Raw genomic sequence first — 25,453 nt, 5'->3', positions numbered from 1 at the left:
ACTTTTCAGGTCGCTCCCGCCCCTCCCTGGGCTGCGCGACATAAGTCCATCCGTGGACAAAACCACGCCAAGCGAAAAGTGTGATTTTCGCTTGGCTTCATTTTTCGACGACTTATCGTCGTTGAAAAATGGCGGCACATCCCTGTGCCGCGGAAGCTCTGAACTTATTCAGAGCTTCCCTAAAACTCGAACCACACACGCAGCGCGATGAACACGATCACGGCCACCAGACTGCCCCAGGTCAGCGGATCGCCGCGGCGCAGGTCGCGCCACAGAATGGCGAATTCGTTGCTGCGCGGCACGCGCTCCAGCAGCGGACCGAACAGCGCGTCGAAGGCGTCCTTGTCGAACACCGCCGCCGCCGGATTGGGCAATGGCACCGCCACGCGGCCGAGCAGCAGGCGCCGGCCGGTCTGCACGAACTCCTCCGGCGTGCCTTGGCCCTGGCGCCCGAGGATGTCCACCACGTGGATCACCGTGCCGTCGGTGCCGATACGCATGCGCTGCATGCGGTATTGCGCCCAGAAGGCGGCGGCCATCACCGCCGCCGACACCGCGCCGAGCAGCGAGATGAATTCCCACGACAGCCGGCTGCCGGCGGAATGGAATAGCAGCACAATCAGCCCGAACAACACGCCGATCGCCAGCAGCAACAGGCGCATCAGGCGCAGGAATTTCGGATTCACCGCCAGCCAGGTGACACCCTGTGCATCGGAACGCAGGCGCAGCGACGCGGCCGCGGTCTGCACCTGGCGCGCGACATCCGCCGGATGCTGCACCACGCCGGGACGGCGCTCGCCCGGCACCAGGCGCCTGCGCGCCTGCCAATCGAGATAGCCGGCCAGCGCGCCGAGCACGCCGAACAGCACCATCATGCCGATGCTGAAATAGCGTATCTGCTGCCAGTGGCCGCGGCGCGCCTGCAGGGCGCGCAGGGCACCCTGCACGGCGTCATCGCCAAAGTCGCGCACGGAAAAATCCTCCAGGCTGACGGCCTGCAGGCGGTAATGATCATGATCGAGCACCAGCATGGCCTGCGGCAGCGGCGCCAGCGCGATGGGATCGGCGGCGCCGGCCAGCGCGATGCGCTGCCGTGCCGTGCCGGCGACATCGAACACGATGATCTCGCCGTTCTGCAGCAGGCCGTTGCTGTTGACCGCCCAGACGCGGCCTGCGCCATCGCGCGCCGCCGCCGTCGGCCAGGTATTGCCGGAGGAACCGAGCGGGTTGTCCGCCTCCACCTGCTGCACCACGCGGCTACGTCCCCGGCCCTGGTCCTCGATGACGAGGACGCGGTGATGATTGGTGTCGGCGATCAGCAGTTGGCCCGCGCCGAGCCAGGCGAGGTCGTTGGGATATTTCAGGCCGCCCGCGATGGTCAGGCGGTACTGGTGTTTGCCGTCCAGACCCCAGGCATGCAGTTCATGGCGAGCGCTGTCCGCCACGTAGAAGCGCGCCTCCTGCGGCGCATGGGCCAGCGCCAGCGTCGCACCCTCGGGCGGCAGCGGGATGCGCGCCAGCTCGACGCAGGTGCGCCGCGGCAGATCGCAGCGCTGCACGGTGCCGCGCCGTCCCTCCGCCACCAGCAGCGCGTCGGGCATCACCGCCAGATGCGACACCGCCGCCGGCAGGTCGAGCGACGCCAGCGTCGCCGCATCCTGCAGCGCGCCATTGCCGTCGGCGTGATACAGCGTGCCGCCGGCAATGAAATACACCGCGTCCTCCGCCGTCGCCAGCACGCTCGGCCCCGCCGTCGCGCCGACCCCCTCGCCCGCCTGCCAGACCAGCGCAAAGGTGCCCAGGATGCCGAGGATCGCGGCGACGGCGAGGATATTGGCGCTGCGGCTGGGGGAGAGTTCGATCATGGCGTCCGTTCCTCATCAGTTGGCCTTTCAGTAATGCCCGCAGGACGGGCAGGCCCGTACTCTAATAGTCTTGCAGCCGACTGGACAATCTGAACTGCCATAGCATTCAGGACATGGAGGAACCCTGTGCGAAAGATCCCTTATAAAACAATGCACTGAAATCTTTTGCTGATAGCAAGATATCCAGCATACCAACGATGGTGCCGCTATCGACCCAAAAACGCTAAACTGGCGCCAAACTACGGCGGTATCGTGCATCCTGGCTGACGGACACCCGTTTGAAACAAACGTCTGTTCGATCTTCCTCAGTGCAGGTGGCGTTTGTGGGCCGAGTAGTGTATTAATGATCAGCATCTGTTGATAGTACCAACCCGTCCGCAGGGAGGCTTCCGGGATGAACAGATCGCTCATTTCCGACCTCATACAACCGTCGCTGTTTCCTGGCGAGCCCGACATGCTTAAAGAGACTCTGTCATCCGGCCGCATCATGGCACGCAGCTTGGCTGTTGCCACCGCAACATCCGCCGAGCGACTCTCTCTAGCCCGCCTGTTTTGCTACCACGCCGCCGCGTTCTATTGGCAAGCCATCGGCGGCCCATCTCCCGTGCGCACGCTCTTCTCGGCAATACCAACCGTCAAGATGCCGGAACAGGCTCTGCCCTTAGCTGACCGCATGGGCACTATGGCCGCGCAGTTGCCACCGGAGCAAGCCATTTACGAACTCGGATTGACCTATAACGTGATGCTGCCCGATGAGTGGCGCTCCGCCTATGGCGTCTATTACACGCCTCCCGTTCTCGCCGAACGGCTGCTGGATCAGGCAACGCAGGCCGGCGTCGATTGGTCCACCTGCCGAGCCCTGGACCCTGCATGTGGTGGAGGGGCCTTCTTGGCACCGGTGGCGCGCCGCATGAAGGATGCCGCTGGGCAGTGTTCCCCGGCGCTCCTGCTGAAAAACATCGCCACTCGCCTGCACGGCTACGAAATCGATCCGTTTTCCGCCTGGCTGTCACAACTGGCGCTTGATGCCGTTCTGTTGCCGGTCAGCAAGAAGGCGCGTCGCCCGGTGCCGGTCCAAGTAAAGGTTTGCGATGCGCTGGAACAAACCCCGCCCGCGGAAGGCTTCGATCTCGTCGTCGGCAATCCGCCCTACGGGCGCGTAAAACTCGACGTGCAACAACGCGAGCGCTACAAGCGCAGCATCTACGGCCATGCCAACCTGTACGGCCTCTTCACCGACCTCGCGCTGCACCACACGCGCAAAAACGGTGTGGTGGCCTATGTCACGCCTACCTCCTTTCTAGCTGGCAGATACTTCAAAAACCTACGTGCCCTGCTGGCTAGCGAGACCGCGCCTACGAGCATCGACTTTGTGACTGAACGCAAAGGGGTCTTCGACAGCGTTCTGCAGGAAACCCTGCTGGCCTGCTATCGGAAGAACGGTAAGCGCAAATTGGCGACCGTCCATACCCTGACACCAATCTCAGCAGATAAGCTGCGCATCGAAAGCGTGGGCAAATTCCAGCTCCCGCTGGACGGCTCGACGCCATGGATCATTCCGCGCAGCGGCCATCAATCGGTACACATGGCCCACGTCAACACACTGACGCACCGCCTGCGCGACTACGGCTACGGCGTGAGCACCGGCCCGCTGGTGTGGAACCGCCACAAGGACCAGTTGTACAGCACCGCCGGCAAGGGACGCCTGCCGCTGATCTGGGCCGAGGCCGTCACCAGCGACGGGCGTTTCCTGTTCCGCGCCGAGAAACGCGGCCACCAGCCCTATTTTGAGCCGCGCCGGGGCGACGACTGGCTAATCGTCACCGCACCCTGCATCCTGCTGCAGCGCACCACCTCCAAGGAGCAGAAGCGCCGCCTGATCACCGCCGAGCTTCCCTTGGAATTCATCGAGCAGCATGGCGGTGCCGTGGTCGAGAATCACCTGAACATGGTGCGCCCACTGGACGACAAGCCCGCAGTGTCACAGGCGACACTGCGGGCATTACTCGACAGTATGGTCGTGGATTCCGTGTTCCGCTGTCTTAGCGGAAGCGTCGCTGTCTCCGCCTATGAACTTGAATCGCTGCCCCTGCCTCCGCCAGCCAGCCTCAAGCGCCTCGACAAGCTTGTGCGCAGCAACGCCGGGCCAGAGGCCATCGATGCCGAATGCGCCCGGCTCTATGGATTGGATACTGCATGACGAAAACGCCGCTTCCCCCCTACACGCCCAAAGCCCTGGTGGCGGAACGGCTGCCGTTAATCTTTCCGGAAGGCACATCCAACCGTAACTACTGCATCCGCGATCTTGCCGCCAGCACCATCTTCACCATGCTCTATATCGGCGCCATCGAGGGCGGCGACGTCTACCTCGGCCCGAAGCACGTTTATCTGATGACCGATGAAATCGCCGGGCAGTCCGACGATGAAGCACGATATAGCTACGCCGCCGATGCCATGAAGCCTGGATACCGGCCGCCAGGCACACGCTGGTATGCCGACAACACCCGCGAACCCATCCGCGACGAAACCCTGCGCGAGGGCCTGCTAGCCATAGGGGCGGCCTACTCTCGCAGCGACCTGCCCACCACATCGAGCAAACCGCGCTATACGCTCAAGGCCGACCTGGCCGCGCTGTTTGACCCCGACCTGACAGGTGATGAGCTGAACCAACGTATCGCCGATTGGAGAAAACATAATCTGAATCGGGAAGTCTTGGCGCGCATAGCCATACGAAGCCGTGGTGCGGCCGCCTCCAAGGACGGCGTACTAGTTACTTTCCCTAACCAGGAGACTCGTCGCCTCATAGCCGGCCCAAGTTCAGTCATCTCAAAGGCGGTAATCGAGACTTTCGCCCACACCTTCCTGACCGATCCGGCAGTTCTGTGGCTTAGTGAGAGCGGAAACAAGGTGGTAACACGCGATGAAGAATTGGCACGGGCCATCGGCCTGCATATCGAGGTAGACAAAAATCTCCCCGACATCATCTTGGTAGACTTGGCCGATGAAAAGCCGCTGCTGGTATTCGTAGAGGTGGTTGCCACCGATGGCCCAATAACAGAACGTCGCCGCGACGCACTGCACTTGTTGACCGACAAAGCCGGATTCGATCGCCGACGTGTGGCCTTTGTTACCGCCTATGCAGATCGGGACACAACAGCCCTCAAGAAGACCGTCCCATCATTGGCGTGGGGTAGCTTTGCATGGTTTATGTCTGAACCCGACAAGCTGCTTGGTATGCATGACTTTTGTAGAAACCCGGTACGCCTGCAGGACATACTGAACTTGAATGTCGATTGACTTCAAACAAGCACGCACAATGCCGGCAATTCCTGTTCTACAACCGCCCAAATCAGCTCGGCATCAACGCCCAGGTAGTCATGCACTACCACGTTGCGAAAGCCGGCGCCAGTTGATGTGCGGAAAAGCTGTTTTGAGACTGTCTGACAGGCGCTGGCTGGATTCGGCCATGATCTGCAGATTGCGCAGCACGGCATCCTGAATCAGGGTAGAAGCAAGAAAGACGGCCTTGCCATCCTGTGTATAGGCACGAACGCGCGCAATACACTCCAGCATGTATTCTGCGTAAAGACGGTCCTTGTCATCAGGCGTCATAGCTCAATGGCTTCCCTGAGCACCTGATCACGAATCTTCGGATGCAATGCCGCCGGGGTGACCAGATCGACCTTGCGTCCGAGCAGGCCTTCCAGGTCGAGCAGCAAGGCGCCCAGGGCAAAGGCGCTCTTGCCCGGTTCCATCTCGACCAGCAGATCGACATCGCTATCGGGGCGGGCACGATCCTTCGCCATGGAACCAAATACGCGCACCAGCTTTGCCCCACGCCGGGCGGCGAGGCTGAGAATTTCCTGGCGATGCTGTTCGATCAGACGGTCCATGGCCTATTTATAAACCTAACCAGGTATCGGGTATAGCCCTGACACCGGCACTGCCGTGCCTTTCCTGACATCGGCCCCCCGCCGGGCGGCGGCGGAGGGCAGGCGTCAGCGTTCGTAGCCGAGGGTCGGCGCCAGCCAGTATTCGGCCTCCTCGATGCTCATGCCCTTGCGCTGCGCGTAATCCTCCACCTGATCCTTGTCGATCTTGCCGACGGTGAAGTAGCGGCTGTCGGGGTGGCTGAAGTACCAGCCGCTCACCGAGGCGGTGGGGACCATGGCCTTGGTTTCGGTAAGGCGCACGCCGGTATTATTCTCGACGTCGAGCAACTGCCAAAGCAGGTCCTTCTCGGTGTGATCGGGGCAGGCGGGGTAACCCGGTGCCGGGCGGATGCCCTGATACTTTTCGTTCACCAGCACGTCGTTGTCGAAGTGCTTGTTGTCGAGACCGTTGCGCGGCGTCCAGCGCCCCCTGGCCTCACCGCCCCTGGTGCGGCTGCGCGCAGTGGTCATCTGGCCGCTGATCTCGTAGCCCCAGTTCAGATGACGCACGCGATCATGCATGTGCTCGGCAAAGGCCTCGGCCAGGCGATCGGCCAGGGCCTTGAGCAGGATGGCGTGGTAGTCGTCATGGGCCTGTTCGAAACGCCGCACGTGGGCGTCGATGCCGATGCCGGCAGTGACCACGAAGGCGCCGATGTAGTCCTTCTTGCCGCTCGCCTTGGGGGCGACGAAGTCGGCCAGGCACAGGTTGGCCTTGCCCGCCGGCCTCACCGTCTGCTGGCGCAGGTGGTGCAGGGTGGTGCGCACCTTCTTGCGGCTGTTGTCGGTGTACACCTCGATGTCGTCGCCCACGCTGTTGGCCGGGAACAGACCGATTACGGCGCGGGCCTTGAGCCACTTCTCGCCGATGATCTGCTGCAGCATGGCCTGCGCGTCGGCAAACAGCTTGCGCGCCTCCTCGCCCTTGTCGGCGTCATCGAGGATCCGCGGATAGCTGCCCTTCATCTCCCAGGCGTGGAAGAACGGCGTCCAGTCGATGTAGGGGACGAGGAACTCCAGCGGCATGTCGTCGAACACCTGCACCAGCAGGTCGTTCGGCTTGGGCGGTGTGTAGTGCTCCCAGTCCAGTTGCAGTTTGTTGGCGCGCGCCTCGACCAGGGTCAGATACTTTGCCTCCTTCTGCCGGCCGAGATAGTCCTCGCGCACCTGGGCATACTCGGCGCGCAGCTGCGCCACGTAGGCAGCGCGGCCGCCGCTCTCGGAAATCAGATTTTGCGCCACGCCGACGGCGCGGCTGGCATCCTTCACCCATACCACGGCGCCGTCGTAATTGGGCTCGATCTTCACCGCGGTGTGCGCCTTGGAGGTGGTGGCGCCGCCGATGAGCAGCGGCTGCTTCAGCCCCAGGCGCTGCATCTCTTTCGCCACGTGCGCCATCTCTTCCAGCGACGGGGTGATGAGCCCCGACAGGCCGATGATGTCGGCATTGTGTTTCTGTGCCTCTTCCAGAATGGTCGCCGTGGGGACCATCACGCCCAGGTCGATGACCTCGAAGTTGTTGCACTGCAACACTACGCCGACGATGTTCTTGCCGATGTCATGCACGTCGCCCTTCACCGTGGCCATCAAGATGCGGCCGGCGGCACGGCTGTCGGCCGTCTTCTCCGCCTCGATGTAGGGCAGCAGATAGGCCACCGCCTTCTTCATCACGCGCGCGCTCTTCACCACCTGGGGCAGGAACATCTTGCCGTCGCCGAACAGGTCACCCACCACGTTCATGCCGTCCATCAGCGGCCCTTCGATGACCTCGATGGGGCGGGCGAACTGCCGGCGTGCCTCCTCGGTGTCCTGCTCCACGTAGGTGTCGATGCCCTTCACCAGGGCATGTTCCAGACGCTTGGCCACCGGCCAGCTGCGCCACTCCTCGGCCTGCTTCTCCACGGTGGCGGCGCCGGTGTTGTACCTGGGCGCAATCTCCAGCAGGCGATCGGTGGCGCCGGGGTCACGATTCAGCACCACGTCCTCCACCGCCTGGCGCAGTTCCTCCGGCAGGTCCTGGTACACCGCCAGCATGCCGGCATTGACGATGCCCATGGTCATGCCGGCGTGGATGGCGTGATAGAGGAATACCGAGTGGATCGCCTCGCGCACCGGGTTGTTGCCGCGGAAGGAGAACGACACGTTGGACACGCCGCCAGATACCATGGCATGCGGCAGATTTTCTTTAATCCAGCGCGTGGCCTCGATGAAGTCCACCGCGTAATTGTTGTGCTCCTCGATGCCGGTGGCGATGGCGAAGATGTTCGGATCGAAGATGATGTCTTCCGCCGGGAAGCCGACGCGGTTCACCAGGATGTCGTAGGAACGCCGACAGATATCGATCTTGCGCTGATAGGTGTCGGCCTGGCCCTTTTCGTCGAAGGCCATCACCACCACCGCGGCGCCGTACTTGCGCAGCTTCTGCGCGTGCTCGATGAAGGCGGCCTCGCCCTCCTTGAGGGAGATGGAGTTGACGATACCCTTGCCCTGCACGCACTTGAGGCCGGCCTCGATGATCTCCCACTTGGAGGAGTCGATCATCACCGGCACGCGGGCGATGTCCGGCTCGGAGGCGATGAGATTGAGGAAGGTGACCATCGCGCTCTTGCCGTCCAGCATGGCGTCGTCCATGTTGATGTCGATCACCTGCGCGCCGTTCTCCACCTGCTCGCGGCAGATATCCAGCGCCTCGCTGTACTTGCCTTCCAGCACCAGCTTCTTGAACTTGGCCGAACCGGCGACGTTGGCGCGCTCGCCGACATTGACGAACAGTGAATCCTTGCCGATGTTGAGCGGCTCCAGCCCGGACAGGCGGCAGGCCGGTTCGATCTGCGGCAAGGCACGCGGCTGCATGCCCTGCATGGCCGCGGCGATGGCCCGGATGTGCGGCGGCGTGGTGCCGCAGCAGCCGCCGACGATGTTGAGGAAACCGGCGCGGCCCCATTCGCTGATCTCGGAAGCGATCTGTTCGGGCGTCTCGTCATAGCCGGTGGGCGAGAGCGGATTGGGCAGGCCGGCGTTGGGATGGGCGCTGACGCCGCATTCGGCGATGCGCGCCATCTCCTCCACGTACTGGCGCAGCTCCCTGGCGCCCAGCGCGCAGTTGAGGCCGATGGTGATCGGCTTGGCGTGGCGCAGGGAGTTGTAGAAGGCCTCGGTGAGCTGGCCGGTGAGGGTGCGGCCGGAGGCGTCGGTGATGGTGCCGGAGATCATCACCGGCAGGCGGATGTCGTGCTGCTCGAAATAGGTCTCGACAGCAAAGACGGCCGCCTTGGCATTGAGGGTGTCGAAGATGGTCTCGATGAGGATGATGTCGGCGCCGCCCTGCACCAGGCCATGGGTGGCCTCCAGATAGGCCGCCGCCAGGTCGTCGAAACCGATGGCGCGGTAGCCGGGGTTGTTGACGTCGGGGGAGATGGAGGCGGTCTTGCCGGTGGGGCCGAGCACGCCGGCCACATAACGCGGCTTGCCGTCGCGGCGCTCGAACTCGTCGGCGATCTCGCGCGCCAGGCGCGCACCCTCGAAATTCAGCTCGTGCACCAGGGCCTGCATGCCGTAGTCCTCCATGGACACGGCATTGGCGTTGAAGGTGTTGGTCTCGACGATGTCGGCGCCGGCCTCGAAATACTGGCGGTGGATGGCCTGCACGATGTCCGGCCGGGTCAGCACCAACAGGTCGTTGTTGCCCTTGAGATCGGCAGGCCAGTCCTTGAAACGCTCGCCGCGATAGTCGGCCTCGCCCAGCTTGTAGGTCTGGATCATGGTGCCGGTGGCGCCATCCAGGATCAGGATGCGTTCCCTGAGGGATTGGACGAGCTGGGCGCTGCGTACGCCGGAATAGGTATGGGACATGGGGAATTCGCGCTATATCTTACTGAAAGGATGCGCGATTCTATCACGGGGTGGCGGCGGCACGGGGTGCAAGTTTGACCGTGTCGGCAGTATGCTGGCCTCACTGTCGCTAGTATGTGTGCCCCTGCTGACGGAAGGAATCGGTACCGCACATGGACAACAGCCACACCTATCGCGTCGTTTTTTCCGGCCGCCTGCTCGATGGCTTCGATCCGGCCGAGGTCAAGCGCGGCCTGGCCAGCCAGCTCGGCCTCAGCCCGGAGAAAATCGAGGCCTTCTTCTCCGGCGAAAAACAGGTGCTCAAGCGCACCGACTCGTTGGAACGCGCCACGCGCTACGTGCGGATGTTCGCCCGTGCCGGCCTGGTCACCCTGGTGGAACGGCCGGAGGACAAGGCCCGGCGCAAGGCCAGCGCCGGGGCGGTGCAGAAGGTGACGGCACCCAGCCTGCCGCCGCTCAAGCCCTGGAGGATCGCCTGGCTCTATCGGCCGGCCCTGTGGTTCGTCGCCGCCACCGAACTGGGCATGGTACTGACCTGGCTGGCCGTCACCGGCGCCCTGCTGGTGACCCTGCTCCATCCGGACCTGCTGGTCGGCTGGATGTTTTCCCTCATCCCCTATGCCCCGGTGGCGGCGGCCGCCTACGCCTTTCTACTCTGCTTCGGCCTGCTGCTCACCGCGCTGCTACTCAAGCCGCTGCTGGTGCTGCACGTGCGCCGCCATCCCCGCGTCACGCTGGCCGCGGAACAGGAACCGGACCTGTTCGCCTTCGTGGAGGACGTCTGCGACCAGATATCGGTGCCGCCGCCGGCCGAAATCCAGCTCAGCCATGACGCCGCGCTGGAGATGCGGTTCCGGGAAGATCTGGGCGACGGGCTGCTCAAGGGACAGACCGTGCTGACGCTGGGCATGCCCTTGCTCGTCAGCCTCAATGTGCGCCAGTTGGCCGCCGCCATCGCCCAGGCCATGCACGGCTGGGCACCGTGCGAGGCGCCGCGCACCGTGCGCCTCATCGAGCGCCTCAACGACTGGATGCACCGCGCCCTGCACCAGCCCGACGCCATCGACCGCCGCCTGGAACGCCTGCGCGCCAAGGCCAGACACGCGGCACCGCTGTATGACAGCCTGCAACGTCTCATCGCCTGGTCACGCCTGCCCCTGCGTCTGAACCTGTGGCTCACTCACCTGCTGGCCCGCCGCCTGTTCCAGCGCCGCATCACCCGCGCCGATGCCGCGGCACGCCATCTGGCCGGCAACGCCGACTTCCGCCACATGCTGGAGCAGAGCCGCGTGCTGGCCTATGCCGCACAAAAGACCATCCCCACCCTGACACGCATGTGGCGCGATCGCGGCGAGCTGCCGGACAACATCGCCATGGCGGTGGTGGCACAGGCCTCCTACCTGCCCGCCGACGTGCACGAACACCTGCGCCAACGCCAGGCCCGGCACATCGCCCAGACCCGCGCCCTGCAGGCCGGCGACGGCCAGCGCCTGGCCTGGCTCGACATCCAGCAGGAAGAGGGCCGCTACCGCTGCACCAGCGACAGCGCGCTGCTGTTCCGCCGCTTCGGCAAGCTGATGCACAGCATCACCATGCGCTATTACCACCAGCACCTGCGCCTGCCGGTCACCACCAAGGATCTGATTCGCACCCCGCCCAAGGGCAGCCAGGAATACGAGGCCAACCACATCATCGACTGCTACTTCGGCGCCCTCTATGCCGATTTCACGCCGCTCGGTTTCGAAACCCGCTTCAGCCAGATGCCCCTCGATACCGACACCGCCATCCAGCACTGGATGCTGTCCATGGCGCTGATGGAAAAGGAGCGCAGCAAGGCGCGGGCCGTGATGACCGCGTTGCATCAGTGCGACGACGATCTCGTCACCGTCAGCAACCGCGAGGTGATGCATCGCGCCGGCTACGGCAGCTACCTGGGGGAACTGCCGCTGCTGAAAAAACAGCAGGAGGAGATCTTCGCAACCTGCCGCGAATACGAGGCGAAATACGAGGCCGCGCTGGAGGACGCCAGCAAGGCCGTGACGCCGTACATCGGCCGCCTCGCCGCCACTCTGGCCCTGCTCACCATCCCCGAAGGCCAGGCGCGCATCGTCAACGGCGCGCAACTGCACGCCGAGGCGGAGGCGCTGGTGGTCAAGGCCGGCGCGCGCATCGAGCACGTCTATCCGCATCTGCGCGAACTACGCCTGCACACCTTGCTGTTGGAGTCGCTGCTCAGCCACGACTCGCCGCGCGCCAAGCGCAAACTGCGCGACCTCATCGTCGAGAAGACCGACGACGTCAACCGCAGCCTGCAAAACATCGAGGTAATCCTGCGCAGCGTGCCCTTCCCCTTCCCCTCGCCGCACAAGTACCGCAACGTGATGGACTGGGTGCTGCGCAACGCCCTGCCCGCGGGCGACGCCACGGCCGCCCTCGACCGCGGCATCGATACCTTCCAGAACCTGGCGCTGCTACAGCGGCTGGTGGTCGGCCGTCTTTGCGCCATCGCCCTGCAAGTGGAAAAGGCCTTCGCCCTCAAGGCATCAACCGCCTGAGTCCGGGCCGGGCGTCCGTCCGGCCCCGTGTGTCCCCTACCGCAGCCACTGCGGCTTCTCCCGCAGCACCCGCGACAGCTCTTCTGCCAACTACCTGATCCGACAAAGATCAATTTCTGGCACAACATCTGCTCCTGATCATGGGTCACTGTCCACGTCTGCCGAGGAAATACCCATGCCCAAGCGCCTGCTGTTTGTCCTGCTGCTGCTCGCCGCCCTACCCCTACAGGCCGCGCCACGCGTGGTGGTCAGCGTGCCGCCGCTGCACTCCCTGGTCACCGCCCTGATGGAGGGGGTCGCCACCCCGGAGCTGCTGTTGCGCAGCGAGAGCGAGGCACGCGCCGACCAGCTGACGCACGCGCAGATGCGCCTGGTGCTGCAGGCCGATTTGCTGCTGTGGAGCGGTCCGGAATACGAAACGGCCCTGGCGGCCGCCCTGGAACAGACCCCGGCCGCCGCCCGGCAGGCCATGATGATGGCCCACCACCTGCCGCTGCTCGCCGCCCTGCCCGGCAGCCCGCTGGCCATCCATGGCACGCACCATCACGCCGACGGCATCGCCCGCGATCCCCGCTTCTGGCTGGACCCGCGCCTGGCCGCCATCGCCGTGCACCACCTCACCCCGCATCTGGTGCGCCTCGACCCCGACAACACCGAACGCTACCTGGACAACGAAATCCGCCTGCTCGCCCGCCTGCGCCAGACCGAAGAGGAACTGCGCGAACGCCTCGCCGCCCTGGCTGGCACAACGGTATACCTCAAGGCCGACGGCGCGCCGTATTTCTACCACCGCTTCGGCCTGGAGGCGGCACCCGCGCTGCAGCAGGCCGATCTGACGGGGGCGGCACACGGCTGCATGATCCGCGGCAGCGACGTGCTCGGGCAGCACCTGCGCAGCGGCAGCGAACTCTACTTCCGCCTGCTCGCCCGGCAGGCGGACGACCTGCTGAACTGCCAGCCGCGCCACGCAGCCGCCACCGCGACCGCCACCCTTTGATCCCCTGCGGGGCGGCCTGTTTCCGGCATCGCCATCCTTGCGGTCGCCGCCGTTTGCATTAGAGTTATCCGTGTAACCACTCGCGGAGGGCACGACCATGATCAGCGAGACCCTGCTGCACATCGATGAATCCCTGAACCCCGCCCAGCGCCGCGATCTGCTGGCCTGGCTCGGCAACCGCGCGGAAGGCCTCCAGCCGCGCATGCAATCGGACAAGGAGCACCTGCTGTTCGTCGCCTACAACCCCGAAGAGATGTGCCCCCATGACCTGGTGGCCATCGTCGGCGAACGCGGGCTGCACGCCCAGCTCATCGACCTGTAAGCCTTGCCCTTGCGGCCGTTGCTGCGGCCGCAAGGGCTGCATCTCACGTACCGGCACAGTGCCGGTGTCTCATCTGCCCCATGCCATGGCCTTTTTCACCGCCATCGGCATTGAAGCCCACCGACACCATTCTCGCCATGCTGCACGCGGAACCCGGCTTTCGCCGTTTTACCCACAAGGTCATCGCCGGCACCCGTGAACCGCACATGGCGGAGGACGACGGTTCCATGTTCGGCCGTGCCTTCGAGGAACCGGACGCGCCTAACTGGACGGTGTTCTGGATGGACCCGGCGCCGATTGCAGGAGAATACGAGCTGGCACTCCCGCCGCTGTGATTTGCACAGGCCGCCTGTCCCGCCTTGCACCAATACATAACCAGCCTGCTTGGTAGATATCCCTCCCCCGCAAAGCCACACTTGCCATAAAAGAAGTAAGAAAATGGCTTACGGGGATAAACCCCCAACAAACCAAGGATATGTTGCAGGGGAAGGAGTCTCACCATGAAATTACAGGCGCACTGGCTGAAAAAAGGCGTGTTGATGCCGGTCGCAGCGGCGATGGTGGTTTCCAGCATCGTCCTGCTGGTGCTGTTGCTGACGATGCTGTCGCAAAGTGCCAAGGAAGAATTCGGCCGCGACTTCACCGTGGTGCGCGCCCATTGGCAGATGCAGCTGGAGCATCACGCCTCCCGGCTGCGCAGCCTGGGCGAGGTGATCGCCGCCGACCCGGCCCTGGGTGCGGCCTGGCGTGCCGGAGACAATACCCGTCTCATTGCAGCGGCGACTCCGCTGTTTGCCCGCCTGCAACAGGACTACGGCCTCACCAGCCTGACGCTGGTTGCACCCGACGGCAGGGCAGTGCTCGGCCTGCATCACCCCGGTATCGATGGCGAACGCCTGCACTCCAGCGTACTTGAACGCGCCATGGCCAGCGGCAGCGCACACACCGGGCTGGAAATCGATCAGTGGAACACGCTGCGTCTGCTCGGCGCCGTGCCGTGGCAGCAGGACGGCCGGCGCCTGGGCTATCTGCTGCTGGGTTTTTCCCTGGATGAGCTCGCCGGGGAGCTCGATCATCTGTTCACCATGCATCATCTCGTCGCCCTGCCGCCGCCACGGCCGGAGGCCACGGCGCTCACCCTGCTCCCGGCCTCGCTGGCGGATCCGCCCGGCGTGCTGATGCGCCTGCTGCAGCGCGACCGCATCCAGGAAGTGGAGCAGGGGGTGGCGCTGGAGCGGGCCGAGAAATGGTATTTCGCCGGCGCCATCCCGCTGCTCGACGGCACGGGCAATGCGCTCGGCTGGCTGGTGACGCTGCGCGACGTCAGCGATGTGCGCGCCACCCTGCTGCTGAGTGCCGCCGCCATCGCCCTGGTCACCTTTGCCATCCTTGCCCTGCTGCTGGTATTCCTGCGCCACATCACCTGCCAGGCCGAGCGTGTGCTGAGCGAATCGGAGCGTGAATTGCAGCAGACGCTGGACCAGTTGGAGGCAGCCCACAACGAGTGGGGGGAATCCTTCGATGCCATCGAACAGCCCATCTTCCTGCATGACGAGCGCTACCGCGTCATCCGCGCCAACCGCACCTATGCCGAACGAGCCGGGATGAGCTTTCATGATCTGCTGGGGCGGCCCTACTGGGAGGTGTTCCCGCGCAATGGCGGCCCGCTGCCCGGCTGCGCGCAGGCCATGCACCACGGCAGTGATCACAGCGAGGAGGAGGTGCGCCTGGAGGACGGCAGCGTGTACATCTCGCGCTCCTTCCCCATCCGCGACCACAATGGCGGCTTCCGCTTCTCCATTCACGTTCTGCAGGATGTCTCCGATCTGGAGCGCATCAGCAGCGCATTGCAGCACGAAATGCGTGCGCGGCGCACCATCAGTGCCAGCAACCAGGCCTTGATCCACGCTACCAGTGAAGAAGGTCTGCTGCAGGAGGTCTGCCGCATCGCCGTGGAGGAGGGCGGCTACCGCCAGGCCTGGGCCGCCTATAAGGAAGACGACGCGGCACACACCCTGCGTCCGATCGGTGCGGCCGGCATCAGCATCGAAACGCTGGCGCAGTGGCCGCAGCAGTGGAGCGAACAGGCCGCCGGACAACTGCTCAGCGCCCATGCGGTATACAGCGGCAACGCACAGATAGCGCAGGACCTGCAGCATGACGAACGCTATCCGCTCAGCGCACAGCTGGCGCGGGAACATGACTATGCCTCCGCCGCCGCCTTTCCCCTGCGTACCGGCAACGAAACACTCGGCGTATTGTTCATCGCTGCCGCGACATCCCATGCCTTCACCGCACCGGAACTCGACGTGCTGCATGAGCTCGCCAGTGATCTCGCCTTTGGCATCAATGCGCTGCGCGCCCGCGAGGCACACCGGCGCATCGAGCAGCAACACATCGCCACACTGGAACAGCTGAAGAGCCTGCTCGGCAAGACGGTACTCGCGCTGGCCGCCGCGGTAGAGGCGCGTGATCCCTATACCGCCGGCCATCAGCAGAAGGTGCGCGATCTCGCCATGGCGATCGCACGCGACCTGAGTTGGGAAGAGGAGCGCATCGAGGCGCTAGGCATCGCCGCGTTGTTGCACGACGTCGGCAACATCTACGTGCCGGCGGAGATATTGAGCAAACCGGGCCGCCTGTCCGCCGTGGAGTTCGAACTGGTGAAGAACCACCCGCAGATCGGCCACAAGATCCTCAGCACCATCGACTTCCCCTGGCCCATCGCCGAGATGGTATTGCAGCACCACGAGCTGCTCGACGGCTCCGGCTACCCCTCAGGACTCAAGGACGGCGCCATCCTGCCGGAGGCGCAGGTCATCGGCATCGCCAGCATGATCGAGGCCATGTCCGCACATCGCCCCTACCGGCCTGCCCTCGGTGTGGCGGCGGCGCTGGAGGAACTGGTGCGGCATCGCGGCGTGAAATTCGACACCCAGCTGGTCGATGCCTGCCTGCGCCTGTTCCAGGCCAGGGGCTATCGCCTGGAGCACAACGGCAACCACGCGCCCCATTGAGACGGCTCACTCGCGGGCGATGAACTTCAGCCCGGCGATGGAGCCGATGAGGGTGCAAAGAAAGAAGGCCCGCCAGAAGGTGAGCGGGTCCTTGAAGAACAGGATGCCGATGATGGCGGTACCGAAGGCGCCGATGCCGGTCCACACCGCATAGGCGGTCCCCAGCGACACCGTCTGCATCGCCTTCGACAGCAGCCAGAAGCTGATGCCGCCGAAGAGCAGGGTCAGCAGCGTCGGGACGGCGCGGCTGAACTGCTCCGACAACTTCAGGCTGGTGGTGAAACCCAGTTCGAAGAACCCTGCCAGCAGCAGATAGTGCCAGCCGTTCACCGAATCACTTCCACCTGCAGGACGGTGCCGTCCACCCCGGTGACCTTGACCCGGCTGCCGGCGGCGCAGTCGCTGCCGCTGATCTTCCAGGTGGAGTCATCGACGCGGATCTTGCCCTGGCCGTTGACGATGGGCTCATCGAGACTGAAGGTGCGGCCGATGTACTGTGCACCGCGGCGGTTGAGGGTGGGGCGATCGGTGTGGATCGGACGCCTTTTCAGGTAACTGCGCCCCAGCACCGTGGCCACCACCGCCAGCACGGCAAAGCCGAGCACCTGATATTCCCAGCCCATGCCCGGCACGATGAGCACCACCCCGCCGATCACCGCGGCGGAGATGCCCATGAACAGGAAGAAGGTGCCGGGGGTGAACACCTCCAGCACCACGAACAGCACGGCGAGGATCCACCAGTGCCAGTGATTCCACTGCCCGATCAGGTCCGCCATGGCCTCAGCCCTGTTTGGCCTGCTGCGCCAGCGAATTCTTCGCCAGCTCGGCGATGCCGCCGATGGCGCCGATCACCCCGGAGGCCTCCAGCGGCATGAACACCACCTTCTGGTTGTCGGCGCTGGCAATCTTCTGCAAGGCATCCACGTACTTGGTGGCGACGAAGTAATTGATGGCGTTGATGTCGCCCTGGGCGATGGCCTGCGACACCATGTGCGTCGCCTTGGCCTCGGCCTCGGCCAGACGCTCGCGCGCCTCCGCCTCGCGCCAGGCCGCCTCGCGCTTGCCCTCGGCCTCCAGGATCGCCGCCTGTTTCTCACCCTCGGCGCGCAGGATGGCCGCGGCGCGTTCGCCCTCGGCCTCCAGGATCGAGGCGCGCTTCTCACGCTCCGCCTTCATCTGCCGCGCCATGGCGTCCACCAGGTCGCGCGGCGGCGAAATGTCCTTGATCTCGATGCGCGTCACCTTCACGCCCCAGGGCGTGGTGGCGTCATCCACCACGGTGAGCAGCTGGGCATTGATCTTGTCGCGCTGCGACAGCAACTCGTCCAGGTCCATGGAGCCCATCACGGTACGGATGTTGGTCATGGTGAGGTTGAGGATGGCGAGCTGCAACTGGTTCACCTCGTAGGCGGCCTTGGCGGCATCCAGCACCTGGAAGAACACCACGCCATCGACACGTACCATGGCGTTGTCCTTGGTGATGACCTCTTGCGACGGCACGTCGAGCACCGTCTCCATCATGTTCATCTTCGCGCCGAGGCGATCGATCACCGGCACGATGAAGTGCAGCCCCGGCTCCAGGGTGCGGGTGTAGCGGCCGAAGCGCTCCACCGTGTATTCCATGCCCTGGGGCACCGACTTGACGCCGAGAAACACCAGCACCACGGCCAGCACGAGGAGGAACAGCACGAATGTGGCAAAACCTTCCATGGGAACTCCTTTGTCGTTGTAGCGGATGGGCGAGGCTAGCGTAACACCGTGATGACGGAAGGAATAGCGGGCCGCTTCTGCTACCATATCCGTCCCCCCGACAGCGAGCATGACATATGGCCTTTTTCGACGTATTCAACGGCGATGCCGACGGCATCCTGGCACTGCACCAGCTACGCCTGGCCGAACCGCACGAGTCCATCCTGGTGACCGGCGTCAAGCGTGACATCGCCCTGCTGAAACGCGTCCAGGCCGGGGCCGGCGACCACGTCACCGTGCTGGACATCGCACTGGAGAAGAATGTCGATGATCTCAAGCGCCTGCTCGCCGCCGGTGCCAGCGTGCGCTACTTCGATCACCATTTCCCCGGCGACATCCCCGAGCACGCCAACCTGCACACCACCATCAACACCTCCGCCGACGTCTGCACCAGCCTCCTGGTCGACGGCTACCTGAAAGGCCGCTACAGTACCTGGGCCATCGCCGCCGCCTTCGGCGACAACATTCTCGACACGGCGCAGCGCATGGCGACTGCCCTCGGCCTGTCCGCACCGCAGATCGAGGTACTGCGCGACATCGGCACCTGCATCAACTACAACGGCTACGGCAACGGGCTGGCCGATCTGTTCGTCGCCCCCGATGCGCTGTTCCGCACGCTGCAAGCCTATGCCGACCCATTCGTCTTCGCCGCCGAGGAGCCGCTGTTCCGCCAGCTTTCCGAGGGTTACCGCCACGACATGGCGCAGGCCGCGGCCATTGCACCCAGCGCAGCAAACGAACATACCGCGCTGTATGTCTTCCCGGACACCGACTGGAGCCGGCGCGTCAGCGGCGTCTACGGCAATGCCCTGGCCGAGCGGCATCCGGCGCGCGCCCATGCCCTGCTGACCCTGCTGCCCGACGGCGGTTACCGCGTCAGCGTGCGCGCGCCGCTCACCGTGAAGAGCGGCGCCGACGAGCTGTGCCACCGCTTTCCCGGCGGCGGCGGCCGCAAGTCGGCGGCGGGCATCAACCACCTGCCGGCAGCCGAACTCGACACCTTCATCGCCGCCTTCCAGGCCCAATACCAGCGCTGAGATTTTTATCCGCCGCCATGAACACCACCGTCCGCCCGCCGAAATCCCTGCTGCGCCTGGTCGGCCAGGCCATCGCCCACTACGGCATGATCAAGGAGGGCGACCGCGTGCTGCTCGGCCTGTCCGGCGGCAAGGACTCGCTGTCGCTGCTGCATGTGCTGCGCCACCTGCAGCGCGCCGCCCCGGTGCACTTCGAGGTCGGCGCCATCACCGTCGACCCGCAGATCCCGGCCTTCGATCCGTCACCGCTCAAGGCCTATCTCGCCGGCCTCGGCGTGCCCTATTTCTACCAGGAACAGCCGATCATGGACGACGCGACGAAACACGCGACCGAGCCCAGCTTCTCCTTCTGCGCCTTCTGCGCGCGCATGAAGCGCGGCATCATCTACAGCACGGCGCGGCGCGAGGGCTATAACGTCATCGCCCTGGGCCAGCATCTGGATGACCTGGCGCAGAGCTTCCTCATGTCCGCCATGCACCGCGGCCAGCTGCGCACCATGAAGGCCCACTACACCATCGATGCCGGCGACCTGCGCGTGATCCGCCCGCTGGTCTACGTGCGCGAACGGCAGACCGCCGCCTTCGCCGCGGCGGCGGCACTGCCCATCATCCCGGAGAATTGCCCGGCCTGTTTCGACATGCCCACCGAACGGGAGCACATGAAGCAGTTGCTGCTCGACGAAGAGGCGCGCTACAAGCACCTGTTCCGCAATCTGCTGCACACCATGCGCCCGCTGATGGGCGAGCGCGTCGACGGCCGCGACGACAGCGACGACGGCGACAGCGACGGCATGTAGCGCCGGCTAAGGAAGCTCTGAATAAGTTCAGAGCTTCCGCGGCACAGGGATGTGCCGCCATTTTTCAACGACGATAAGTCGTTGAAAAATGAAGCCAAGCGAAAATCACACTTTTCGCTTGGCGTGGTTTTGTCCACGGATGGACTTATGTCGCGCAGCCCAGGGAGGGGCGGGAGCGACCTGAAAAGTCCAGGATGGACTTATTCAGACCTTCCCTAATAGGGTCGCCTGCCGTCGGGCCGCGTCTGGAAGATGCGCTGGCCCCACATGTACTGCTCCGGCGCCAGCATCACCAGCTCCTCGAAGGCGGCATTGAGCCGCTCCGCATCGGCCGTGTAATCGCCGCTCGGCACGCCTTCCAGCGGCGGCAGGATCTGCACCACATAGCGTTTGTCGCTGGCGCGATACCAGGTGGTGCAGGGAATCAGCCGCGCCTGGCACAGGCGCGCCAGACGGAACGGCGCCGTAAGCGTCGCTTTAGGCACGCCGAAGAAGGGGGCGAACACCGCCTCGCCACCGTGTCCGTCCTCATCCACCGGATAGAAGAACACCCGTCCCGCCTTCACCTCACGGATCACCGGACGCAGGCCCTCCTCTCGGGTATACAGCAGGCAGCCGAAACGCGTGCGGCGATGGGACATCAACCATTCGATGAGGGGGTTGCGCATACGGTTGGCGTAGGTGACCAGTGGCCAGCGGCCCGACAGGGCGATGCCACCGAAATCCATGCCGTGAGAGTGCACCGTCACCAGGATCGCCCGGCCACCTTCGCCGAGCACCTTTGCCAGGTGTTGCTCGCCCTCGATGGCGATGCGCGAGAAGAAGCGCCGTCGGCCAGCCCACCAGAACAGGCCGAAATCGGCCAGCGCGGCGCCCAGGGAGCGAAAGCTGTCACGCAACACGGCCTCGCGCCGTGCCTCATCCCAGTGGTTGAAGCACCAGGCCAGGTTGAGCCGAGCAATCCCGCTGCGTTTGGCATTGCGGCGGTAGGCCTGCATGCCCAGCCAGGCGCCAAGGCCGCGTCGCAATACGGTCGGCAACAGGCCGGACAGCGCATGCAGGCCAAGGCCCAGCCAGATCCCCCAGTAACGCGGCGCCAGGAAGCGACGCGGGAACTCCGGTGGGTAGGGGCGGTGTCCGTCTGGGTTCATTCAACGTAACTCACTGAGCAGTTGATCGATCATGCGCTCCGCCTGCTGGCCGTAGCCGCCACCGAACATGTGGTAGTGATTGAGGATGTGGTATAGGTTGTACAGCGTCTTGCGCACCTTGTAGCCGGGGTCCAGCGGCCAGGCCTCGTTGTAGGCGGCATAGAAGCGTGGTCCGAAGCCGCCGAACAGTTCGGTCATGGCGAGGTCGGCCTCGCGGTCGCCATAGTACACCGCCGGATCGAAGAGCACCGGCTCGCCCGCCGCCGTCACGGCGTAATTGCCCGACCACAGATCGCCGTGCAGCAGCGAGGCGGCCGGCGTGTAGTCGGTGAACAGATCGGGCATGCGATCGAGCAGCTCCTCGCCGCGCCGGTGCAAGCGCCGGTTGCCGGCCTGCACCGCCAGATCGAGCTGGTGGCCCAGGCGACGCTCACACATGAACTCCATCCAGTCCATGCTCTGCTCGTTGGGCTGCGGCGTCGAGCCGATGGTGTTGTCACGCCACCAGCCGTACTCCTCACGCGTCACGCCATGCATCGCCGCCAGCTGCCGGCCGAGCAGTTCCTGCGCGCCGGAACCGGACAGGTCCAGCCATTCCAGCACCAGAAAGGCCTGTCCTGCCGCCACGCCGTGGCACAACGGACGCGGCACGCGCACCGTGTGCGATGCGGCCAGCTCGCTCAGGCCGGCGGCCTCGGCGGCGAACATGTCCAGCCGCGTGGCGTCATTGAGCTTGACGAACCAGCGCCGCGCGCCGTCCTCCAGCACATGGGTGGAATTGATGCAGCCGCCGCCCACGCCGTGCCGGCCACGCAGCACAAAGGGGATGCCGCTGGCGCGGCAGATCGCCTCAGCGAGGCTGTTCCAGATCGATGATCCCATGACACAGGAATTGACTATCCAGGTAGGCCGGCAATAAGGGTGGAGCGTTATAGACGCTCGGATATTCTACTACATCAGGCCTATCGGAATGTGCGTTCATGAACCCGAATGATGTATGCTTGCCCCATTTTATAGTGCAACTACAGCACAATCACTTGACACTTGCCCAGGTCACCGGCCTTCCGCCCGCGTGCAACTTCCACATTAGGTCAATCTGCCGTGAAGCCGTTCTTCATATTATTGTCCAGCCGAGTTATCCGGCTCTTTGCGAACATAACTAAACTGCTTTGTTACGGCTTTCATTTTTTGTTCCCCAAAAAACGATTTGTCTTGCCAGCTGAAGCCGCGCCTCTCATTTCCAATAAGAAACCCTCTACCATCCCTCGTATCATCTGGCAAACCAATTACACCAATCGGGTCACCTTACCCGTCTATCTGAATTATCTATTCAATCGCCTGATGGCCCCTGGTTTTGCGTATCGGTTTATGGTTACGGAAGCACGCGCGGAGTTTATTAAGGCCAATTTTTCTGATGAAATCTTTGCCAACTACTCCAGAATCCAGATTGGCGCCGCGCAGGCTGACTTCTGGCGATTACTGGTACTGCAAAAATACGGTGGCGTCTATCTTGATATAGATGCTCACGTCGTCTGGCCATTGGGATATATTGTGCGGCCGGAGTTCGATGAACTCTATATCAGGACGAAGCGTGGAGAGATCAGCAACTATTTCATCGCCAGCAAACCAGAAAACCCTCACCTTGCTCAAATGATTGATTTGGTGCTGAGAAACATTCGAGAGTGTCGCCTCACGAATGTTTATGAGTTAACAGGTCCTGGTGTATTCAATAAAGTTTTGGACATCAATACTGTCAACACCACCTATTATCGCTATACCTGTAACCAAGGTTCCTTTACCAACGAATATTTCCAGTATGTAGATAAGCCACAGGGGAAGTGGACCAGGGAACAAGAAAAGATCGACATTATCAGGAAGGACTGAAGTAATTTTTGCTCTGCAATGCGCGCCTAGGACAGCCACTCTTGTCTGCATGAATATCGTCTAAAGCCATGGCCAAGGTACTGCCCGAGATCGACGCCGAACTGGCCGCCTGGATGGCGGCCCAGCCGCTGTTCTTCAACGCCACCGCGCCGCTGGCCGCCGACGGCCACATCAACCTGTCGCCGCGCGGACTGGATACCTTCCGCGTCCTCGGCCCGCACGAGGTGGCCTGGCTCGACCTCACCGGCAGCGGCAACGAAAGCGCGCCGCACCTGGTGGAAAACGGCCGCCTGACGGTGATGTTCTGCGCCTTCAGTGGCCCGCCGCGCATCCTGCGCCTGTACGGCCGCGGCACGGTGGTGTTGCCGGGCGATGCCGCCTGGGCGGCGCTGCGGCCGCGCTTTCCCGAGTTTCCCGGCGTACGCCAGATCGTGCGCATGGCCGTGGAGCGGGTGCAGACCTCCTGTGGCGCCGGCGTACCGCTGCTGGACTACCGCGGCCAACGCGAGGAGTTGCTGGCCTGGGCGCGCCACAAGGGGGAGGCGGGCATGGCGGAATACCGGCGCCAGAAGAACGCGGTCAGCATCGACGGCCTGCCAGCACCGGGACTGGGTTCCGACGCGTGAGGAAGGCCGCCGCGCTGTATACTGCGTGACAAACCCCACCTTTCTGGATATCCGCCGTTTTGAACAGCCCCAAGCGCAGCTCCCTGGACGAATGGGTCCGCCGCATCAGCGAAGAGGAGATGCCCATCTTCGGCCACACCGTGCAGCAGGTGGTGAGCGTGGCCGAGGACGAGAACGCGCCCACCGCCGCCCTGGCCCGCGTCATCCTGCAGGACGCCTCCATGACGGCGCGCGTGCTCAAGCTGGCCAACAGCGTCTATTACAACCCACGCGAACAGCAGATCAGCACCATCAGCCGCGCCGTGGTGGTACTCGGCTTCACCACCGTGCGCAGCATGTGCCTGTCCATCGCCCTGGTGGATTCCTTCGTCCAGGGCGCCCCGCGCGACCGCCTGACACGGGAACTGGCCCGCGCCATCCATGCCGCGGTGCAGGCCCGTACCGTGGCCCTGCAACGGGGCGACGATTCACCGGAAGAGGTGTTCATCGCCGCCCTGCTCTACCACCTGGGCGACCTGGCCTTCTGGTGCTTCAGCGGCGAAGCCGGCGACCGGCTCGACACCCTGCTGCGCCAGCCCGGCATCACCCCGGAACAGGCCGAGATGGAGGTGCTGGGCTTCCCCCTGCGGCAACTCTCCGCCAGCCTGGTGAAGGAGTGGCGCATCAACGACCTGCTCAGCGCCACGCTGAAAAACCCCGACAGCCCCGACCCACGCAGCCGCAACATCACCCTGTGCCATCAGCTGGCACGGGCGGCGGAAAAGGGCTGGGAGAGCCCCAGGGTACAGCAGCTCACCCAGGAACTGGCCAGGATGACCGGCCAGAGCGACAAGGCGGTCAGCAGCCGTCTGCACCAGAACGCGCGCGACGCCGCCCGTATCGCCGGCTACTACGGCGCGGCGGCGGCCGCCGCCGTGATCCCCCTGCCGCGCGGCGAAACGGTGGTGGGGGAGGACGAACTCAAGGTGCAGGAATACCCGGAGCCGGATGGCATGCTGCAGCTGCGCATCCTGCGCGAGCTGGCGCTGCTGCTGGACGACCCCAAGTCGGACTTCAATCTGGTGCTGGAACTGGTACTGGAAGGCATCTACCGCGGCGCCGGCATGGACCGCACCCTGTTCGCCCTGCTCACCCCGGACCGCCGCGGCCTGCGCGCCAAGTTCGCCCTCGGCGGCGGACGCGATACCCTCACCGGCCTCTTCCACTTCACCCGCCATCCCCAAGAGGAAAACCTCTTCTTCCACCTGCTGGACGACCCGGCCCCGCTCTGGTTCGACCCCGCCAAACGGCCCGAACAGCGCCGCTGGCAAACGGCCCAGCTGACCGAGGCGGTGGGGCGGGCCCCCTTCTTTGCGGCCCCCATCCTGGTCAACGGCAAGGCGATCGGCCTGTTTTTCTGCGACCGCGCCCTCAGCGAACGCCCCCTGGACGAAGAGAGTTTCGAGAGCTTCAAGCACTTCGTGCAACAGGCCGGCCTCGGTCTCGGCCACCTGTCACAGCGGCGCCACTAACACAGGTTCGGACCATCCGGCAAGATCTTTTCTGCCCGATGCAGAATTCTTATACACAGTCAACATCCTGGCGTCACGATTCCCCTATATTTGTTGGAACAATCCTAATCAGCACTCGTTGATATTTTGCAACACATTGAAATCAAAAGGATTTATAC

At 64.1% G+C, this 25,453-nt stretch carries 20 protein-coding genes and 1 pseudogene; 12 read left to right on the top strand and 9 right to left on the bottom strand.

The genetic code is table 11. The features are described 5' to 3' along the window. Positions 1 to 179 precede the first annotated feature (179 nt). Positions 180 to 1,865, bottom strand: coding sequence for an NHL repeat-containing protein (locus EP379_RS00810; RefSeq protein ID WP_127474784.1), 1,686 nt, complete (start codon positions 1,863 to 1,865; stop codon positions 180 to 182). A gap of 394 nt (positions 1,866 to 2,259) precedes the next feature. Between EP379_RS00810 and EP379_RS00805 the strand changes: the two genes are divergently transcribed. Beyond that, positions 2,260 to 4,065: an HsdM family class I SAM-dependent methyltransferase gene (locus EP379_RS00805; RefSeq protein WP_197722829.1), complete on the top strand. Its 1,806-nt coding sequence runs from the start codon at positions 2,260 to 2,262 to the stop codon at positions 4,063 to 4,065. Then, positions 4,062 to 5,162: a BsuBI/PstI family type II restriction endonuclease gene (locus tag EP379_RS00800; RefSeq protein WP_127474782.1), complete on the top strand. Its 1,101-nt coding sequence runs from the start codon at positions 4,062 to 4,064 to the stop codon at positions 5,160 to 5,162. The genes EP379_RS00805 and EP379_RS00800 overlap by 4 nt, the downstream gene beginning before the upstream one ends. Before the next feature lie 2 nt (positions 5,163 to 5,164). On the opposite strand, the pseudogene EP379_RS00795 reads toward EP379_RS00800, so the two are convergent. From EP379_RS00795 to metH, 3 genes and pseudogenes are all read right to left on the bottom strand, one after another. Then, positions 5,165 to 5,438: pseudogene (locus EP379_RS00795) on the bottom strand (HepT-like ribonuclease domain-containing protein). 35 nt (positions 5,439 to 5,473) lie between these two features. Further along, entirely contained in the window at positions 5,474 to 5,758 is a 285-nt protein-coding gene (locus EP379_RS00790; RefSeq protein ID WP_127474780.1) for a nucleotidyltransferase family protein, read from the bottom strand. A 105-nt stretch (positions 5,759 to 5,863) separates the two neighbouring features. Further along, positions 5,864 to 9,649: a methionine synthase gene (gene metH, locus EP379_RS00785; RefSeq protein ID WP_127474778.1), complete on the bottom strand. Its 3,786-nt coding sequence runs from the start codon at positions 9,647 to 9,649 to the stop codon at positions 5,864 to 5,866. Between the two features lie 152 nt (positions 9,650 to 9,801). Between metH and EP379_RS00780 the strand changes: the two genes are divergently transcribed. From EP379_RS00780 to EP379_RS00760, 5 genes are all read left to right on the top strand, one after another. Further along, a complete protein-coding gene (locus EP379_RS00780; RefSeq protein WP_127474776.1) occupies positions 9,802 to 12,204 on the top strand; it encodes a M48 family metalloprotease in 2,403 nt (800 codons plus the stop codon). A 175-nt stretch (positions 12,205 to 12,379) separates the two neighbouring features. Then, positions 12,380 to 13,201 (top strand): metal ABC transporter substrate-binding protein, encoded by an 822-nt coding sequence (locus EP379_RS00775; protein ID WP_127474774.1) that lies wholly within the window; start codon positions 12,380 to 12,382, stop codon positions 13,199 to 13,201. A 97-nt stretch (positions 13,202 to 13,298) separates the two neighbouring features. After that, complete coding sequence (locus EP379_RS00770; protein WP_127474772.1) at positions 13,299 to 13,523, top strand: hypothetical protein; 225 nt, start codon at positions 13,299 to 13,301, stop codon at positions 13,521 to 13,523. Positions 13,524 to 13,633: 110 nt separating this feature from the next. After that, complete coding sequence (locus EP379_RS00765; protein ID WP_197722826.1) at positions 13,634 to 13,858, top strand: VOC family protein; 225 nt, start codon at positions 13,634 to 13,636, stop codon at positions 13,856 to 13,858. Between the two features lie 165 nt (positions 13,859 to 14,023). Next, positions 14,024 to 16,540, top strand: a complete 2,517-nt coding sequence (locus EP379_RS00760) for an HD domain-containing phosphohydrolase (RefSeq protein WP_127474770.1) — start codon at positions 14,024 to 14,026, stop codon at positions 16,538 to 16,540. 6 nt (positions 16,541 to 16,546) lie between these two features. On the opposite strand, the gene EP379_RS00755 is transcribed toward EP379_RS00760, so the two are convergent. Genes EP379_RS00755 through EP379_RS00745 form a run of 3 tightly spaced genes read right to left on the bottom strand, consistent with a single transcriptional unit; the run spans position 16,547 to position 18,250 of the window. Then, entirely contained in the window at positions 16,547 to 16,870 is a 324-nt protein-coding gene (locus EP379_RS00755) for a DMT family transporter (RefSeq protein ID WP_127474768.1), read from the bottom strand. Further along, positions 16,867 to 17,316 (bottom strand): NfeD family protein, encoded by a 450-nt coding sequence (locus EP379_RS00750; protein ID WP_127474766.1) that lies wholly within the window; start codon positions 17,314 to 17,316, stop codon positions 16,867 to 16,869. Before EP379_RS00750 ends, EP379_RS00755 begins: the two co-directional genes overlap by 4 nt. A 4-nt stretch (positions 17,317 to 17,320) precedes the next feature. Beyond that, the gene (locus EP379_RS00745; RefSeq protein ID WP_127474764.1) at positions 17,321 to 18,250 is read right to left on the bottom strand and encodes an SPFH domain-containing protein; all 930 of its coding nucleotides are present in this window, start codon (positions 18,248 to 18,250) and stop codon (positions 17,321 to 17,323) included. Positions 18,251 to 18,366: 116 nt separating this feature from the next. Between EP379_RS00745 and EP379_RS00740 the strand changes: the two genes are divergently transcribed. Next, the gene (locus EP379_RS00740) at positions 18,367 to 19,326 is read left to right on the top strand and encodes a DHH family phosphoesterase (RefSeq protein ID WP_127474762.1); all 960 of its coding nucleotides are present in this window, start codon (positions 18,367 to 18,369) and stop codon (positions 19,324 to 19,326) included. Between the two features lie 17 nt (positions 19,327 to 19,343). Continuing rightward, positions 19,344 to 20,123, top strand: coding sequence for a tRNA 2-thiocytidine biosynthesis TtcA family protein (locus tag EP379_RS00735; protein ID WP_127474759.1), 780 nt, complete (start codon positions 19,344 to 19,346; stop codon positions 20,121 to 20,123). Between the two features lie 215 nt (positions 20,124 to 20,338). Here the strand turns inward: EP379_RS00735 and EP379_RS00730 are convergent, their stop codons facing one another. Then, a complete protein-coding gene (locus EP379_RS00730) occupies positions 20,339 to 21,274 on the bottom strand; it encodes an LpxL/LpxP family acyltransferase (RefSeq protein WP_127474757.1) in 936 nt (311 codons plus the stop codon). Next, positions 21,275 to 22,156 (bottom strand): fructosamine kinase family protein, encoded by an 882-nt coding sequence (locus EP379_RS00725; RefSeq protein WP_127474755.1) that lies wholly within the window; start codon positions 22,154 to 22,156, stop codon positions 21,275 to 21,277. A 219-nt stretch (positions 22,157 to 22,375) separates the two neighbouring features. Between EP379_RS00725 and EP379_RS00720 the strand changes: the two genes are divergently transcribed. From EP379_RS00720 to EP379_RS00710, 3 genes are all read left to right on the top strand, one after another. Next, on the top strand, positions 22,376 to 23,158 hold the full coding sequence (locus EP379_RS00720; RefSeq protein ID WP_127474753.1) for a glycosyltransferase family 32 protein: 783 nt from the start codon (positions 22,376 to 22,378) through the stop codon (positions 23,156 to 23,158). A 68-nt stretch (positions 23,159 to 23,226) separates the two neighbouring features. After that, positions 23,227 to 23,784 carry a pyridoxamine 5'-phosphate oxidase family protein gene (locus tag EP379_RS00715; RefSeq protein WP_127474751.1) on the top strand — a complete coding sequence of 186 codons (558 nt, stop codon included), beginning with the start codon at positions 23,227 to 23,229 and terminating at the stop codon, positions 23,782 to 23,784. A gap of 59 nt (positions 23,785 to 23,843) precedes the next feature. Beyond that, on the top strand, positions 23,844 to 25,295 hold the full coding sequence (locus EP379_RS00710) for an HDOD domain-containing protein (RefSeq protein WP_232023944.1): 1,452 nt from the start codon (positions 23,844 to 23,846) through the stop codon (positions 25,293 to 25,295). Positions 25,296 to 25,453: the final 158 nt, after the last annotated feature.

Source organism: Sulfurivermis fontis (assembly GCF_004001245.1).
In the GTDB taxonomy this organism is placed as follows: domain Bacteria; phylum Pseudomonadota; class Gammaproteobacteria; order Thiohalomonadales; family Thiohalomonadaceae; genus Sulfurivermis; species Sulfurivermis fontis.
The sequence above is the reverse complement of the archived record's forward strand: the minus strand, read 5'-3'. Positions and strand labels throughout refer to the sequence as shown.